The following is a 14,330-nucleotide window of genomic DNA, read 5'->3' on the forward strand; positions in this document are numbered from 1 at the left end:
ACCCATAGATCGCAATGAGAAAGGGATCGGAGCGGGATTGCAAGAAGAATGCCCCTTTCTGCTTTCGCAGAAAGGGGCATAATTACCAGTAACTCCCTCAAAGAGAGAGTGATTTCTAGAAGTCCGTTCCGCTACTGAAGGTGAAATCCCGAACCAGCAAGTGCGGAAGAATTACCCCGCCAAGGGAGACCTCTTCGCCCAGTTCTTCCACCTGGCTGAAAAGGTCCAGAAGTCCCTGATTGAAACGGAAGTTCTTCACTGCAGGGCCGATTTTACCTTCCTGAATACGGAAAGTACCGTCTCGTGTCATCCCGGTAATGATCATGTTCATGGGATCCACGATGTTCGTGTACCAGAGGCGAGTCACCAGAACCCCGTCCTCCACACCGGCAATCATCTCATCGAGATTCTTCTTGCCGCCCTTCAAGAGCGGGAAGCGGGGAAACGCCCCCCAACTGTTGGGAGCGGGAAGCCCGTGGCCCGTAGGTTCAGAGTCCAGTTGCGAGGCACTCTTTCGGTCATGGAGATAGGAAAGAAGCCGACCATCGCGGATGAGATCCATCTTGCGCGAGTCCACCCCTTCTCCATCAAATCGCAGGCCCCAGAGATCCGGGTGATCCGGATCCTCACTCAGGGTGATGTTCTCTCCTACGATTTGCTCGCCGATCTTCCCGGCCAAGGGGCTGCGTCCCTCGGCGACCCCGAGGCCATTGAGACCGATGTAGTGAAAGAAGAAGATCAGATCGCGCACGGCTTCTGCCTCAAAGAGTACCCGGTACTTGCCGGGAGGCAGCGTCTCCGGATTTTGGCTTGCTTCGGCACGGTCACAGGCATCGCGAGCAATCGCAAGAGCATCAATCTTGCCGGCATCCCGGAAGGAAGCACGGGCGCGGCCTGCACCATCTCCTGCCGTAGCACTCACCTCCAGAACGGACTCACTGAGAGACCCGAATCGAAAGAGACCGGAACTGTTGGCCACGGCAAATGGCTCGATTTCTCCATAGTCCCGGATGCTCCCGTCCCGGCTCAGGGCAATTCCCCCGATTTCCATGCCCCGGGATTTCGCATGATCCACGGCAGTTTTCACCCAGCCTGCCCGCTGATCCGCACTCAGTTCGCTACAGGAGGCATGCCAGGCACCATCCTCCACCCTTCGATCCCCCCGGTGGAAAGAAAGAAGCGTCGGGTCATCCTTTTGGGCCCTTGCGATCTGGATCGCTTCGTCGGTCACGCGATTCAGGCTCTCCGAGGAAAAATCATTGGTCGTCGCCACTCCTGATCGTTGTCCCACACGAACCCGGATTCTCAACTCATAGCGCTCTTCGGAAACATTCTGCGTGATCCGGTTCTCGCCGAAACGTGTCAGGTTCTCCATCCCTCCCCCGAGAACCAGTTCCGTCTCGTCGGAGGAACTGTGGGAGAAAACAGTTTCGCATATCTGTTCGAATTCCTTTATCTCGATCATTCGCTCACCCCCACGCGGATGTTCCGGAAACGGGCCGGAGAGGAACCATGAGTCATCCGGGCAATCTGGCCCGGCTCCCCCTTGCCGCAATTCATAACCCCATAGGGTTTCCACCACTTCTCGTTGCAAACCGCATCACAGGCTGCCCAGAAATCCGGCGTCCGGCTCTGGTAGGTCGCTCCCCGCAACATTCGGGTCTTCTTGCCCTTGCGGATCTCCCAGGCCATCTCCGTGGAAAACTGGAAGTTCAGCCGCATCTGGTCGATGCTCCAACTCCGGTTAGTCTCCATCCAGATTCCGTCCTCGGTGTCTGCAATCAGGTCCTCGAGATCCCAGCTTCCGGGGGCAAGGCCGAGGTTCGGGATCCGAATAATCGGAATCCGGTTCCAGCCCTCCGAACGATTGCACCCCCGACTTCGATCCCGCCCCTCGATCTTCGCCAGTTCCCGGCTCGTGAAGTAGGACTCGAACTGACCCCCCCGAACCACATGCCACTTCTGCGAAGCGACACCTTCATCGTCCCAGCCGCGTGTGGCCAGGCCTCGTTCCAGCATGTTGTTGGCCACGATATTCACATGCTCACTGCCGTAAGTGAAATTGCCGAGCTTCTCCAGGGTCAGGAAGCTCTTGCCGGCGAAATTGGCTTCCATCCCGAGCACCCGGTCCAGTTCACTGGCATGTCCACAGGATTCGTGAATCTGAAGAGCCAGTTGGCTCCAGTCCAGGATGATATCCTTCTCTCCCACCGGGCAATCCTCTGCCGACAAGAGGGCCACCGCTTCGGAAGCCGTGCGCTCGGCATTCTCCTCCAGATCGTACTCATCGATGACCTCATAGCCCGCTCCCAGATGCATGCCACCGGCAGAGTCCGGAAAACTTCGACGCTGAATACTGCCCCCGTCCGAAGCAACCGCCATGATCCCACCACCACTGGTGAGAAGATCCTGTTCGAGATCCGCTCCTTCCGAAGAAAGAAAGTGAATCTTCATGCGATCGAAGTGCATCTGCGCAGAGCCCAGCTTCACCCTTTCGTCGCCATGCAGGGAGGCCTCCATTCGATACAGTCGATCCAGCTTCTCTTCCCTGGAAACGCTAAAGGGGTCAATCTCATAGGGAGTCGCCCAGCGGCCTTGCTGAGCCTCCTCGCCCGCCAGGGTCACAGGATCGTTGCTGACCCTTGCACTGGCCTTGGCGATTTCCACCGCTTCTGCGGCGGCACGATCAATCGACTCCTGATCTGCCCTGTCCGTGGACGCAAAGCCCCAGGCACCGTTCTTCAGCACACGAATTCCGATGCCCCGACTCTCTGCGAGACTTGCCTCGGAAATGGACGCATTCTTGACCTGCAGATCCTCCGACAGGGTTTCCTCATGCCGAACATCCGCATAGTCTGCTCCCCTGCTCACTGCTGTGTCCAGAGCTCGCCGGACTCGTTCCTTCATTCTGCACCTCTTTCTTTTGCCTTCCGGATTCTATCTGGCTTCCTCCAGAGAATCCAGACTCAAATCTCAAGCCTTTACGAACACCATCGCAATGAACAGACCCAGCAGGAAACCGAAAAAGACCTCGCTCCAGGTGTGCCCTCTCAACTCTCTCAGTTTTTCACGGGGGAAATGGCGGGTGTCGATCAATTCATCGAGAACTTCATTGAGAACCCGCGCCTGTTTGCCGACCTCCTGCCGAAGGCCGGTCGCTTCAAAGATGAAGTAGATCCCGGCCACCAGGGAGACGGCAAAGACGGGACTGCTGAATCCTTCGCTGACTCCCATCCCGGAGGCCAAAGTGGTGACCGCGGAGGTATGGCTACTCGGCATGCCCCCGGTCTCGAAAAAGCGATAGAGCTTCAGGCGTCTTTCGACCACGCTTTCGGCGATGACCTTCCAGGCTTGGGCGGCAAAGATACTCAGCAGGGTGGCCCAAAAAACCGGGTGCATCAGCTTCCCTCACCCAGAAGCCGGGACAGGAGATCGCAGGCCTCTTCCGGATCAGAAACCGGGTGAATGCGATCCTCCCGGCGATCATCCAGCGCGGTTCCCGCCAGTGTTTCGCTCCAACCACCAAAGCCGGTCACCGCAAGGCAGGGTTTCCCGTAGCCCCAGGCATAGGCAATCTCGCTCAGGGTGCCGGAGCGTCCCCCCAGGGCGATCACGGCATCTCCGGCGAGGACATTCAGGCTGTTTCGGGTCCAGCCCATATTCGTGGGCAGGAGAAAATGGCAGTGTTCATTCCCCTCCGAGTCGTCGTCGCCGGGAAGGATCCCCAAAACCAGACCCCCCTCTTCCCGGCAACCCTGGCTCGCAGCCTCCATCACGCCGCCACGGCCGCCATTGACCAGGTTCCACCCCCGGCGGGCAATCTCCCGACCAAGTGCTACGGCAAAGGCCTCCAGGTCCCCTGTTGCCTCGGAATCACCGATTACGCTGATTTGTTTCTTTCTCATCCTGCTCCCATAAATTGCGCCTCTCCACGAGGAAAGATGATAGTAGAAAGACCGGCATTGAGGGTCAAGGACTAGAGTCCTCCCTTTGCCGGATATGCTCTGGGATATCAAAGAAACTGCCCCCTGATTGTGTTACAATGCAATGCATCTCTCTCTACCCCTGCTGGGAGGTTCTCCATGAACATCCGCCACAGTAGCACTCTGGCCATGGTCCTCTTGATGATCTCCCTCTCCGCTCTTTCCTTTTGGCCCACCGATCCCGCAGCCAACTTGCCAATCGCCATCGGACCGGGCGATCAGGTGCTCCCCAAGATCGCAGCCACGCCGGAGGGAGGCTGCTATGTGGGATGGTACGATGCGCCCACAGGATACAATGTCAGACTTCAGCGCTATGACAATCTTGGGAACGAAGCCTGGGCGCCCGGCGGCATTCTGGTGAGCGACCATCCTCAGAGCAGTTGGATCACCCAATGGGACATGACCGCCGATTCCAACGGGAACGCCGTGCTGGTTTTCAACGACATCCGCTCCGGCGGAGACTGGGATATCTATGCCTACAAGGTCGCGCCCGATGGCTCGATGCTCTGGGGGCAGGACGGTGTCACCCTGTCCGACAACGCTGACTTCGAGCCTTCCCCCAAGGTAACCGAGACCAGCGATGGAGATTTCGTTTTTGTCTGGCAAAGACTCCCTGATGCGGGCAACGGCACGATCAGGATGCAGAGACTCTCTGCCGACGGAACAGCCCTGCTTCCCTCCGGCGGACTGGACATCGCAGGCGAGCCCGGCAAAAGCCCCGGCTTCTGCGTGATCTGCCCGGGCGATGCGGGTAGCAGCATCGTGGCCTGGCTACGAGACACCAACGGCTACATGGCCGACCGCCATTATCGCGCAGAAAAGTTTGACGCTGCAGGAGCATCGCTCTGGGGCGCGCCCGTGGATGTTTACGATGAGACCGTCCTTCCCATTGGCTATGAACCCATCATCCAGAGTGATGCCTCGGGGGGAGCAATCCTGCTCTGGCATCGCTACTACAACGGCCTGTACAATTCCTGTGTGCAGCATCTGGACGCTGCAGGTACAGAACTCTTTCCTCACAACGGGCTGCCGGTTTCCACCAGTACAAGCCACTACCACATTTCCCCCACCATGGCGCAAAGCGGAGGAGACCTCTATGTCTTCTGGGATGAGAGAAACACGAGCCAAACTCAATGGGGAATCTATGGTCAGCGCTTCGCAGCCGATGGAACCCGCCTCTGGGGAAACTCGGGGCAGATGTTCCTGCCCATCAACTCTCTCTACAAGTCCTTCTTGAGAGCGCTTCCGGCTTCCAGCGGGGCCACACTCTTCTGGATTGAAGAACCCTCTGGCTATGGCAGTGACCAGATCAGGGGCTTCGCTGTGGATCCGGACGGAAACTTCACCTGGCCCGGTGACATCATCGATGTAGCCAGCACCCCCAGCACAAAGGGGCGACTGCCCGTGGTGTCTATGCCCTCAGGCGCTGCCTTCCTTGCCTGGGAGGATGATCGCAACGGCTCAGTGGATGTTTACGGTCAGTATGTCAATGCAGACGGAAGTCTGGGCAGTCTGACGGCCGTGGAATCGCCAGCTTATGCATTCGATTCCCCACGGAATTTTCCAAATCCCTTCAACCCTTCAACGAAGATTCGTTTTCACCTGGAGCAATCTGCTGCTGTGAAACTTGCCATCTACGATCCCGCAGGACGCCTCATTCGAGAGCTGCTCCCGGCCACAGTTTTGGAGGAGGGCGAACACGTCATTGACTGGAATGGGTTCGATGATTCGGGCTGCCGCGTCGCTGGAGGCGTGTACTTGCTCCGCATGAACAGCGAAGAAGGGCAGTTCACACGCAAAATGGTCCTGGCAAAATAGCGGGCTTCCCCACTAGAAGGGCAGGGAAGCCGTCGCAGCAAGTTCCAGCAAGCCCGAAGGGAAGATCCCGAACCAGAGAATCAGGATCATGGCAAGTCCCATCAGGATGCCTGCAGAGGCCGGCATCGCCGGAGCCGGTCTTTCGTCGTAGGCGTCCTTCATGTACATCAGGTAGATCACGCGAAGGTAGTAATAAGCACTGACCAGACTGAAGAGAACGCCCACCACGGCCAGAGGCAAGAAACCGCCCTTGATCAGCTCTGAAAAGATCAGAAACTTCCCGACAAAACCGACGGCGGGGGGAATCCCGGCGAGCGAGAAAAGGAAGGTCGCCATCATGGCAGCCATCCAGGGATGTTGCTTTGCAAGCCCGTCGTAATCATAGATCGACTGATAGCGCTCACCCTCTCTTCCCACGAGTGAAACGACAGCGAAGGCTCCCAGATTCATGATCGTATAGGCCGCAAGATAGAAGAGCATCGCCCTCATGGACAGGGAGGTGCCGGCCACGAGCGCAAGCAGCAGATACCCTGCATGAGCAACACTGGAAAAGGCCAGCATCCTCTTGATGTTCGCCTGCGCAATGGCCATCAGGTTTCCAACTGCCATCGTGAAAAGCGAAAGCCACCAGAGTACCGGGAGCCATTCGGCCCGGGAGGAAGCAAATCCCTCAAGCAGGAATCGGGCAAAGACAATCAGCGCTGCAGCCTTCGTTCCGGTCGCCATGAAGCCGGCTACGGGAGCGGGACTTCCTTCGTAGACATCAGCGGTCCAGAAGTGAAAGGGCACGACACTGATCTTGAAGACCAGTCCCACAAAGACCATCCAGAAACCCGCGCGGGCGAGGGAGTGGGAGAGCAGGACCCCCTCCTGCCAGCTTTCTGCAAGCCCGGCAAAATGGATGGTGCCGGCCGTCCCCCACAGGAGCGCCATCCCGAAAAGCAAGAGGGCGCTGGCAAAGGCACCCAGCAGAAAATACTTCAGGGATGCTTCCAGACTGCGACTCTTCTCACGATGGAATCCCACCAGGACATAGAGAGAGAGGGAGAGCAGTTCCAGGCCCAGAAAGAGGGTCAGAAGGTCCCCGGAGGAGGAGAGGATCATCATGCCCATCACCGAAAAGAGCGTGAGGGCGTGGAACTCCATTTTCTCCAGCTTCTCGCGCTTCAGGTAGGGGGAAGAGAGCAGAAGAGTTCCCAGGCCGATGAGAAGAAGGAGAGGTCTCAGGTACTGGGCCAGAGGATCCAGGATCAACCGCCCTCCGAAGGCATCCTGTGCAGGTGCCCCCCACTGGTAAACCGAGAAGAGCAGGGCCGCGAAAAAGCCGAAACCGGTGATCAGGTCGAAGGCGACACTGTCCAGATTCTTTTTCAGGGAAGCCAGATAGGAGAGGATCAGCAGGGCAACCGTCGCCAGGAGAATCAGTTCTGATCCGACAATGCTGAGATTCCAGTCCACGATCTACTCTCCTTCAGGGACAGTGTGTCCTGTGTGAGGGTCCTGTGCATGGGGAGCCGCCACCGGCTCGCCGGAGACCTGTTCCACCAGGGCTTTCACGGAGGCATCCATCTTTCTCAGGAAGGGTTTCGGATAGAGACCAATCCAGAACATAAGCAGAACCACCGGAAGCAGGAGCCCCCACTCCCGGGGTGTCAGATCCTTGAGTACCCGATTCTCCTCATGGCGGATGGGCCCGAAGAGAACCCGCTGCACCATCCAGAGCATGTAGACCGCGCCCAGGACCACGCCCGAGGCCGCCAGAATTGCCGGAAGCATGGCCACCCGGAAAGTGCCCAGCAGAATCAGGAACTCTCCGATGAAGCCATTGAGCCCGGGCAAACCAATCGAGGAGAAGGTGGCAATCAGGAGGAAGAGGGTGTAGAGAGGCATGACACGGGCCAGCCCGCCGAAGTCCTCAATCAGGCGGGTGTGGCGCCGTTCGTAGAGCATTCCGACCAGAAGGAAGAGAGCGCCCGTGGAAAGACCGTGATTGACCATCTGAAGAATGCCACCCTCGATCCCCTGCAGGTTCATCGCAAAGATCCCCAGCATTACGAATCCCAGATGGCTCACACTGGAGTAGGCCACCAGTTTCTTCACATCCTCCTGAACCAGCGCCAGAAGAGCGCCATAGATGATCCCGATGACCGCCAGAGTCATGATCAGGGGAGTGAAATGATGTGCTGCATCCGGGAAAAAAGGAAGACAGAAACGGAGGAAGCCATAGGTCCCCATCTTCAGGAGAACACCCGCAAGGATGACCGAGCCCGCTGTGGGGGCTTCCACATGGGCATCGGGCAACCAGGTGTGAAGCGGGAACATCGGCACCTTGATGGCAAAGGAGAAGGCAAAGGCCAGGAAGACCCAGGTTTCGGCACGGCTACTCAGGACGGTAGTCAAGAGAGCCGCCATGTCAAAGGTCCAGTCTCCACTGAGTGCATGGTGTCGGCTGACAAGATAGAGAATGGCCGCCAGCATCAGGACGGAGCCTGCCATCGTGAAGAGGAAGAACTTCACGGCGGCATAGATTCTGCGGCCGCCGCCCCAGATCCCGATGAGGAAATACATCGGAATCAGCATCGCTTCCCAGAAGAGATAGAAGAGGAAGAGGTCGCTTGCTATGAAGACGCCGATCATACCGGTCTGCAGCATGAGCAGGAAGAAGTGATAGCCGCGCACTCTCTCGCTCACCGCATTCCAGCCGGAAAGGACGGCCAGCGGCATCATGAAGGTGGTCAGGAGAACCATCAGGAGACTGATTCCGTCGATCCCCACGGAATAGCGAATCCCTGCTGCAGGAATCCAGGAAAGAGACTGGATGAATTGCAGGCCAGCCACACTCTCGTCAAAATGAAACCAGAGATGGAGAGACAGAAGGAAAGTGACAAGGGTCACCAGTAGAGACCAGAGCCTTGTCAGTCCTGCCTTTCCTTCTGGAAAGAAGACAATCGGAAGTGCTCCCAGCAGAGGCAGGAAGCAAACCCAGGTCAGGATCCATTGATCAGTCATCTCGCCTACCCTAGTTCAGCATTCGAAAGAGAATCCAGAGGACTCCAAGAACCATAAAGAACGCATATGTCTGCACATATCCTGTCTGGAAAAGGCGAAGTGCCTCTCCCCCCACCCTGACGACCACGCCGGACAGGTTCACCAGACCGTCAATCAGCATCTCATCGATGATGCGCCAGAGGAACTTCGAGAAAGCCTGAATGGGCCGCAGGAATACCGCTTCGTAAAGTTCGTCGATGCGGTACTTGTCTTCCAGCAGGCGGTAGAAAGCTCCCCGCTTCTTGTCCAGCACCGGTTTGGCCGGGAGAAGGAATCTGGACCACGCAAAGAGGAAACCCAGAAGCGCCACCAGAGTGGAAAGGCCCATCAGGAGCCATTCCATTGAATGGGACAGGTGCTCGTGATGTCCGAAGCCGGGAATGTGATGCAGTCCCTCAAAAACCGGCGCGAGGAAATCCGCCAGAAGATGCGGCCCCATCACCGGGGGCAGACCCAGCCAGCCACCGGCGACGCTGAGAGCGGCTAGAATCATCAGGGGAATCGTCATCGTCAGGGGAGACTCGTGGATCTTTGCCTCTTTCTCCGGGTCCACCCGGCTTTCGCCGAAGAAGGTCAGAAAGAGGAGACGGAACATGTAGAAACTGGTCAGTCCCGCAGTCGCCACGCCCAGAAGCCAGAGCCAGAGAGGACCATTCTGGAATGCGGAAGCAAGGATTTCATCCTTGCTGAAGAAACCGGAAAATCCCGGGAAGCCGGAGATCGCCAGAGTGGCAATCGCAAAGGTAGCGAAGGTAATCGGCAGCTTGCGTCTCAGTCCGCCCATCTTGCGGATATCCTGCTCTTCATGCAGGGCATGAATCACACTGCCGGCGCCCAAAAAGAGCAGCGCCTTGAAAAAGGCATGCGTCATGACATGGAAGAGTCCCGCACCAAAGGCCGTCACCCCGAGGCCGAGGAACATGTAGCCCAACTGGCTGACCGTGGAGTAGGCCAGAATCTTCTTGATGTCATTCTGGGTCACCGCAATGGTCGCAGCAAAGAAGGCAGTCAGCCCCCCCACCAGTGCAACGGTCTCCAGAGCTCCGGGCGCCAGTGCGTACAGGACATGGCTTCTCGCCACCATGTAGACACCGGCGGTGACCATGGTCGCCGCGTGAATGAGGGCGCTGACAGGAGTCGGGCCTGCCATGGCGTCCGGCAACCAGACAAAGAGTGGGATCTGCGCGCTCTTTCCCGTTGCACCAAGAAGCAGCAAAAGAGCGATCGCCGTCATCACGCCGGCGGAGGCCGGATGGTGAAGGGCACTTTCAAAGACCGCTGTGTACTCAAGGCTCCCGAAATGACGGAAGATCAGGAAGAGAGCCAGCAGGAAGCCAAAGTCCCCGATCCGGTTGACGATGAAGGCCTTCTTGCCGGCCTGGGCATTGCTCATCGTTCCGGTGAACATCTTGTCATACCAGAAGCCGATCAGCAGATAACTGCAAAGCCCCACGCCTTCCCAGCCCACAAAGAGGACCAGATAGTTGGCTCCGAGGACCAGCGTCAGCATGGCAAAGCTAAAGAGATTCAGATAGATGAAGAAGCGAGGATAATCCCGGTCTCCGGCGATATAGCCAATGGAATAGACATGGATCAGGAAGCCGACTCCGGTCACCACCAGCGTCATCAGGGAACTGAGCGGATCCAGTCGAAGGGACAAGTCAACGCCGAGATCCCCTACCTGTATCCACTCCCAGAGCGGGAAGATCAGCATTCGATCAACAGCGTCCAGTCCCTGCAAGTGGAAGAAGCCACGAAGAGCCCAGACAAAGGAAAGGAACATGGCAAGGGAAGCGATGCCCCCGGTCGCCTGTACCGGGAGCCGCTTGCCAAGGACAGCATTGATTCCCAGGCCCAGCAGGGGGAAGAGAAGAATGAGCGGGAAGTAGTCCATGAACTCAACTCCTCAGAAGTGTGGTCTTTTCGAGATCCACACTGCGGAATCTGCGAAAGAGAGCGATGATGATGGCAAGGCCGATGGCGGCCTCAGCGGCCGCCACTGCCATGATGAAAAAGGCGAAGACCTGGCCGTCCAGATCGCCTCGGATTCCCGAGAAACTGACCAGAAGCAGGTTCACCGCATTGAGCATCAGTTCAATGGACATGAATACGACAATCGCATTCCTTCGGATCAGGAAGCCGGCCACGCCAATGCCGAAGAGGAGAAAGGCGAGAATGATCGAGTGGGTAAAGGGAATCACGCTATAGCTCCTTCTTCGCAAGAATGACGGAAGCGAGAATGGCCATGAGCAGAAGGACGGCTGTCAGTTCAAAGGCCAGCAGGTATTCCCCGAAAATCAGGTCGCCGATGGCCCAGACTTCCCCCGCCGCAGCACCCGTCGCATGGGGAAATGCCTGCGGGGCAGCCAGGCCCAAAAGGAGCGCTACGAGAAGAGCCGTCACCAGAAGGGAAAGCCACTTTATTTTACGGTTCATGAAGGAGGGGATCTCTTTCGGATCCAGATTCAGGAGCATGATCACAAACAGGAAGAGAACCATGATGGCCCCCGCATAGACCGCCACCTGCACTGCGGCAAGGAAGAAGGCGGACATCAGCACATAGATTCCGGCAAGAGAGAAAAAGCACATCACCAGAAAAAGTGCGGAAGTGACGGGGTTCTTTCTCGTGATCACCATCAAGGCTGAAAGAAGAGCCAGGAAGGCAAAGAGGTAGAAGAGAGCGATCTGCACGAAGCCCCCTATCCCATCCTGGCCAGAGCCAGGACGCCGTAGATGAAGAGATTCAAAAGGGAAAGGGGAAGGAGAACCTTCCATCCAAGTCCCATGAGCTGGTCATAACGGAATCGGGGCAGACTCCATCGTACCCAGATGAAGATGAAGAGCCAGAGGGCCATCTTCCCCAGAAAACTGAAGATATGCAAGAGACCCAGCAGAAGCGGGTGAGACTGGAAGAAGGCCAGATCCTCCAGAATCGGGCAATGGTAACCGCCGAAATAGAGCGTCACGATCAGGGCCGAGGCCGTGATCATGTTTGCGTATTCCGCCAGAAAGAACATGGCGAACTTCATGCTGCTGTATTCGGTGTGATAACCGGCCACCAGTTCGGGTTCCGCTTCGGGAAGATCGAAGGGTAGCCGGTTGGTTTCTGCAAAGACGGCGACCAGAAAGAGCAGGAAGCCGAGAGGCTGGCTGAGCGCGAACCAGAAATGGTTGGCCTGATACTCGACAATGCCGGAGAGCATGACTGTTCCGGACATCATGATGATGGGAATCACGGCCAGGGCCATGGAGATTTCATAGGAAATCATCTGGGCGCTGGCTCTCAGCCCGCCGAGAAGGGCATACTTGTTGTTGCTGGCCCAACCCCCAATGGCCAAGCCGTAGACTCCGAGACTCGCAATGGCATAGACAAAGAGGATCCCGATGGAAAGATCCGCCACGATCATCCTCACCTCGGTACCGAAGAGAGGAAGGGTGGAACCAAAGGGAATCACCGAGAAGGTAATCAGTGCAGGAGCCATGGAGAGGACGGGGGCAAGGGCGTGAAGAGCCTGATTAGCACCCCGGGGGACAAAGTCCTCCTTGAGGACGAACTTGAGACCGTCTGCAATCGGCTGCAGAAGTCCCCAAGGCCCGACACGGTTGGGCCCCTTTCGCCACTGGATCCACGCGGAGACCTTTCTCTCGGCAAGAGTCAGGTAAGCCACGGTGGTCAGCGTGACCAGGAAGACAAAGAGAATCTTCCCAAGAGTAATCAACAGGGCCGCAGTCACGAGACACATCCCGCTGTCCGGCTTCCGATGCGAGCAATGAACTCATCACGGAACTTTGCGATCAGAGCTTCCAGAGGCATCCTGGCGGCATCTCCCAGGGGACAGACGGTCTTGAAGGCAATGTTGTCTGCGATGTCTTCCATCAATTCCAGGTCGCCGGAACTTCCGACACCTTCCTCAAAGCGGCTGCAGATCTTTTCCAGCCAGCCGGTTCCCTCCCGACAGGGAGCACACTGCCCGCAGGATTCGTGATGGTAGAAGCGCATCAGGTTTGCCGCCACCCGAACCATGTCCGTAGTCTCGTCCATGACGATCACCGCGGCGGAGCCCAGCATGGAACCAAGGGCTGCCAGAGAGTCGAAGTCCATGTTCGCCTTCATGGCTTCTTCAGCAGTGAGAATCGGCGTGGAACTTCCTCCGGGAATCACGGCCTTCAGCGTGCTCCCCTCTCGCATCCCTCCGCAGACATCCTCAATCAGTTCTTTCAGGGGAAGGCCCATGGGGCCTTCATAGGTTCCCGGGCGTGCCACATGACCGCTGACGCAGTAGAGCTTCGGGCCGCTGTTCTTCTCCGGACCGATGGAAGCAAACCAGTCTCCCCCTCTTTCCACGATCGAGGGAACACAGGCAAGGGTTTCCACATTATTGATCACGGTCGGGCGACCATAGAGTCCCACCACGGCGGGGAAGGGGGGCTTGATTCTCGGATAGCCGCGCTTGCCCTCCAGGCTCTCGAGCAGAGACGTCTCTTCTCCGCAGATATAGGCACCCGCTCCCCGATGAACCACGATCTCCAGAGAAAACCCGCTGCCGAGAATGTTCTCACCCAGCAGGTTATTGTCTTTTGCCTCGGCGATCGCTCGTTCAAGAATCAAGGCCTCTTTCGGGTACTCCCCGCGGATATATATGAAGCAGTGGTTCGCCTGAAGCGCATAGGAACTGAGAATGCAGCCTTCGAGAAGGAGGTGGGGATTGTCCCGAAGGATCACACGGTCCTTGAAAGTCCCCGGCTCACTCTCGTCAGCGTTGCAAACAAGGTAGCGAGGCCCGGGATTGTTTTCCATCGAAGGCAGGAATCCCCACTTCACGCCGGCGGGGAAACCGGCACCACCGCGTCCACGCAGGCCGGAACGCTTGACCTCCTCGGTGATCTCCGAAGGAGAGAAATCGCGAAGCCCCTTGCGAAGAGCCTGGTAGCCTCCCTCGCGCTCACAGACTTCCAGCCTGTGCGAATCTTCCAGCCCGACAATGCGTGTCAGGACGGGTTCAAAGGCAGCCATCAGTTCTCCACCCTGTCAAGAATCTCATTGACCTTGTCGGCATCCAGATTCTCGTAAAGATCGTCACCGATCATCATGGCCGGGGCCGTCCCGCAGGCACCCAGGCATTCCACTTCCACCAGACTGAAACGACCGTCCTCGCTGGTCTCGCCGGGAGCGATTCCGATCTTTCCGGCAATGGCCTCGCGAATGGAAAAAGCACCCATCAGGTCACAACTGAGAGTCCGACAGAGCTGGATGACATGCTTTCCCATCGGACGGGTAAAGTACATGGAGTAGAAGGTGACGACTCCCTCCACGCGGGCCGGGCTCATGCCAAAGAGCTTTGCGATCTCCTCCATCGTCTCCGGGGAGATCCAACCCTCTTCCCCTTGCAGCAGATGCAGGGCGGGAAGAAGAGCGGAATCCGGATTTGGATACCGTGACTTCAGTTCTTCGATTTGACTCAGAATCTCATCGCGAAACAT

At 57.4% G+C, this 14,330-nt stretch carries 13 protein-coding genes; 1 reads left to right on the plus strand and 12 read right to left on the minus strand.

What is annotated here, in order from left to right:
* Nucleotides 1-115: 115 nt before the first annotated feature.
* The 4 genes from QGH30_01520 to QGH30_01535 form a co-directional block, all read right to left on the minus strand.
* A complete protein-coding gene (locus QGH30_01520; GenBank protein MDP7021018.1) occupies nt 116-1,465 on the minus strand; it encodes a TldD/PmbA family protein in 1,350 nt (449 codons plus the stop codon).
* Entirely contained in the window at nt 1,462-2,907 is a 1,446-nt protein-coding gene (locus QGH30_01525) for a TldD/PmbA family protein (GenBank protein ID MDP7021019.1), read from the minus strand. Before QGH30_01525 ends, QGH30_01520 begins: the two co-directional genes overlap by 4 nt.
* Before the next feature lie 66 nt (nt 2,908-2,973).
* The gene (locus tag QGH30_01530) at nt 2,974-3,399 is read right to left on the minus strand and encodes a divergent PAP2 family protein (protein MDP7021020.1); all 426 of its coding nucleotides are present in this window, start codon (nt 3,397-3,399) and stop codon (nt 2,974-2,976) included.
* Nucleotides 3,399-3,905, minus strand: coding sequence for a TIGR00725 family protein (locus QGH30_01535; protein MDP7021021.1), 507 nt, complete (start codon nt 3,903-3,905; stop codon nt 3,399-3,401). The genes QGH30_01530 and QGH30_01535 overlap by 1 nt, the downstream gene beginning before the upstream one ends.
* A 177-nt stretch (nt 3,906-4,082) precedes the next feature.
* On the opposite strand from QGH30_01535, the gene QGH30_01540 reads away from it, so the two are divergent.
* A complete protein-coding gene (locus QGH30_01540) occupies nt 4,083-5,801 on the plus strand; it encodes a FlgD immunoglobulin-like domain containing protein (protein MDP7021022.1) in 1,719 nt (572 codons plus the stop codon).
* Nucleotides 5,802-5,813: 12 nt separating this feature from the next.
* Here the strand turns inward: QGH30_01540 and QGH30_01545 are convergent, their stop codons facing one another.
* From QGH30_01545 to nuoE, 8 genes are read right to left on the minus strand one after another with little or no spacing between them, the layout of a single operon-like run.
* Nucleotides 5,814-7,259, minus strand: coding sequence for an NADH-quinone oxidoreductase subunit N (locus QGH30_01545; GenBank protein ID MDP7021023.1), 1,446 nt, complete (start codon nt 7,257-7,259; stop codon nt 5,814-5,816).
* Nucleotides 7,260-7,262: 3 nt separating this feature from the next.
* A complete protein-coding gene (locus QGH30_01550) occupies nt 7,263-8,810 on the minus strand; it encodes an NADH-quinone oxidoreductase subunit M (GenBank protein ID MDP7021024.1) in 1,548 nt (515 codons plus the stop codon).
* A 10-nt stretch (nt 8,811-8,820) separates the two neighbouring features.
* A complete protein-coding gene (gene nuoL, locus QGH30_01555) occupies nt 8,821-10,743 on the minus strand; it encodes an NADH-quinone oxidoreductase subunit L (protein ID MDP7021025.1) in 1,923 nt (640 codons plus the stop codon).
* Between the two features lie 4 nt (nt 10,744-10,747).
* On the minus strand, nt 10,748-11,047 hold the full coding sequence (gene nuoK, locus QGH30_01560; GenBank protein ID MDP7021026.1) for an NADH-quinone oxidoreductase subunit NuoK: 300 nt from the start codon (nt 11,045-11,047) through the stop codon (nt 10,748-10,750).
* 4 nt (nt 11,048-11,051) lie between these two features.
* Nucleotides 11,052-11,540: an NADH-quinone oxidoreductase subunit J gene (locus tag QGH30_01565; GenBank protein MDP7021027.1), complete on the minus strand. Its 489-nt coding sequence runs from the start codon at nt 11,538-11,540 to the stop codon at nt 11,052-11,054.
* A gap of 8 nt (nt 11,541-11,548) precedes the next feature.
* Nucleotides 11,549-12,583 carry an NADH-quinone oxidoreductase subunit NuoH gene (gene nuoH / locus QGH30_01570; GenBank protein MDP7021028.1) on the minus strand — a complete coding sequence of 345 codons (1,035 nt, stop codon included), beginning with the start codon at nt 12,581-12,583 and terminating at the stop codon, nt 11,549-11,551.
* Complete coding sequence (gene nuoF / locus QGH30_01575) at nt 12,580-13,863, minus strand: NADH-quinone oxidoreductase subunit NuoF (GenBank protein ID MDP7021029.1); 1,284 nt, start codon at nt 13,861-13,863, stop codon at nt 12,580-12,582. Before nuoF ends, nuoH begins: the two co-directional genes overlap by 4 nt.
* Nucleotides 13,863-14,330: an NADH-quinone oxidoreductase subunit NuoE gene (nuoE, locus tag QGH30_01580; protein ID MDP7021030.1), complete on the minus strand. Its 468-nt coding sequence runs from the start codon at nt 14,328-14,330 to the stop codon at nt 13,863-13,865. Before nuoE ends, nuoF begins: the two co-directional genes overlap by 1 nt.

The organism is Candidatus Krumholzibacteriia bacterium (assembly GCA_030748535.1).
Lineage (GTDB): Bacteria > Krumholzibacteriota > Krumholzibacteriia > JACNKJ01 > JACNKJ01 > JASMLU01.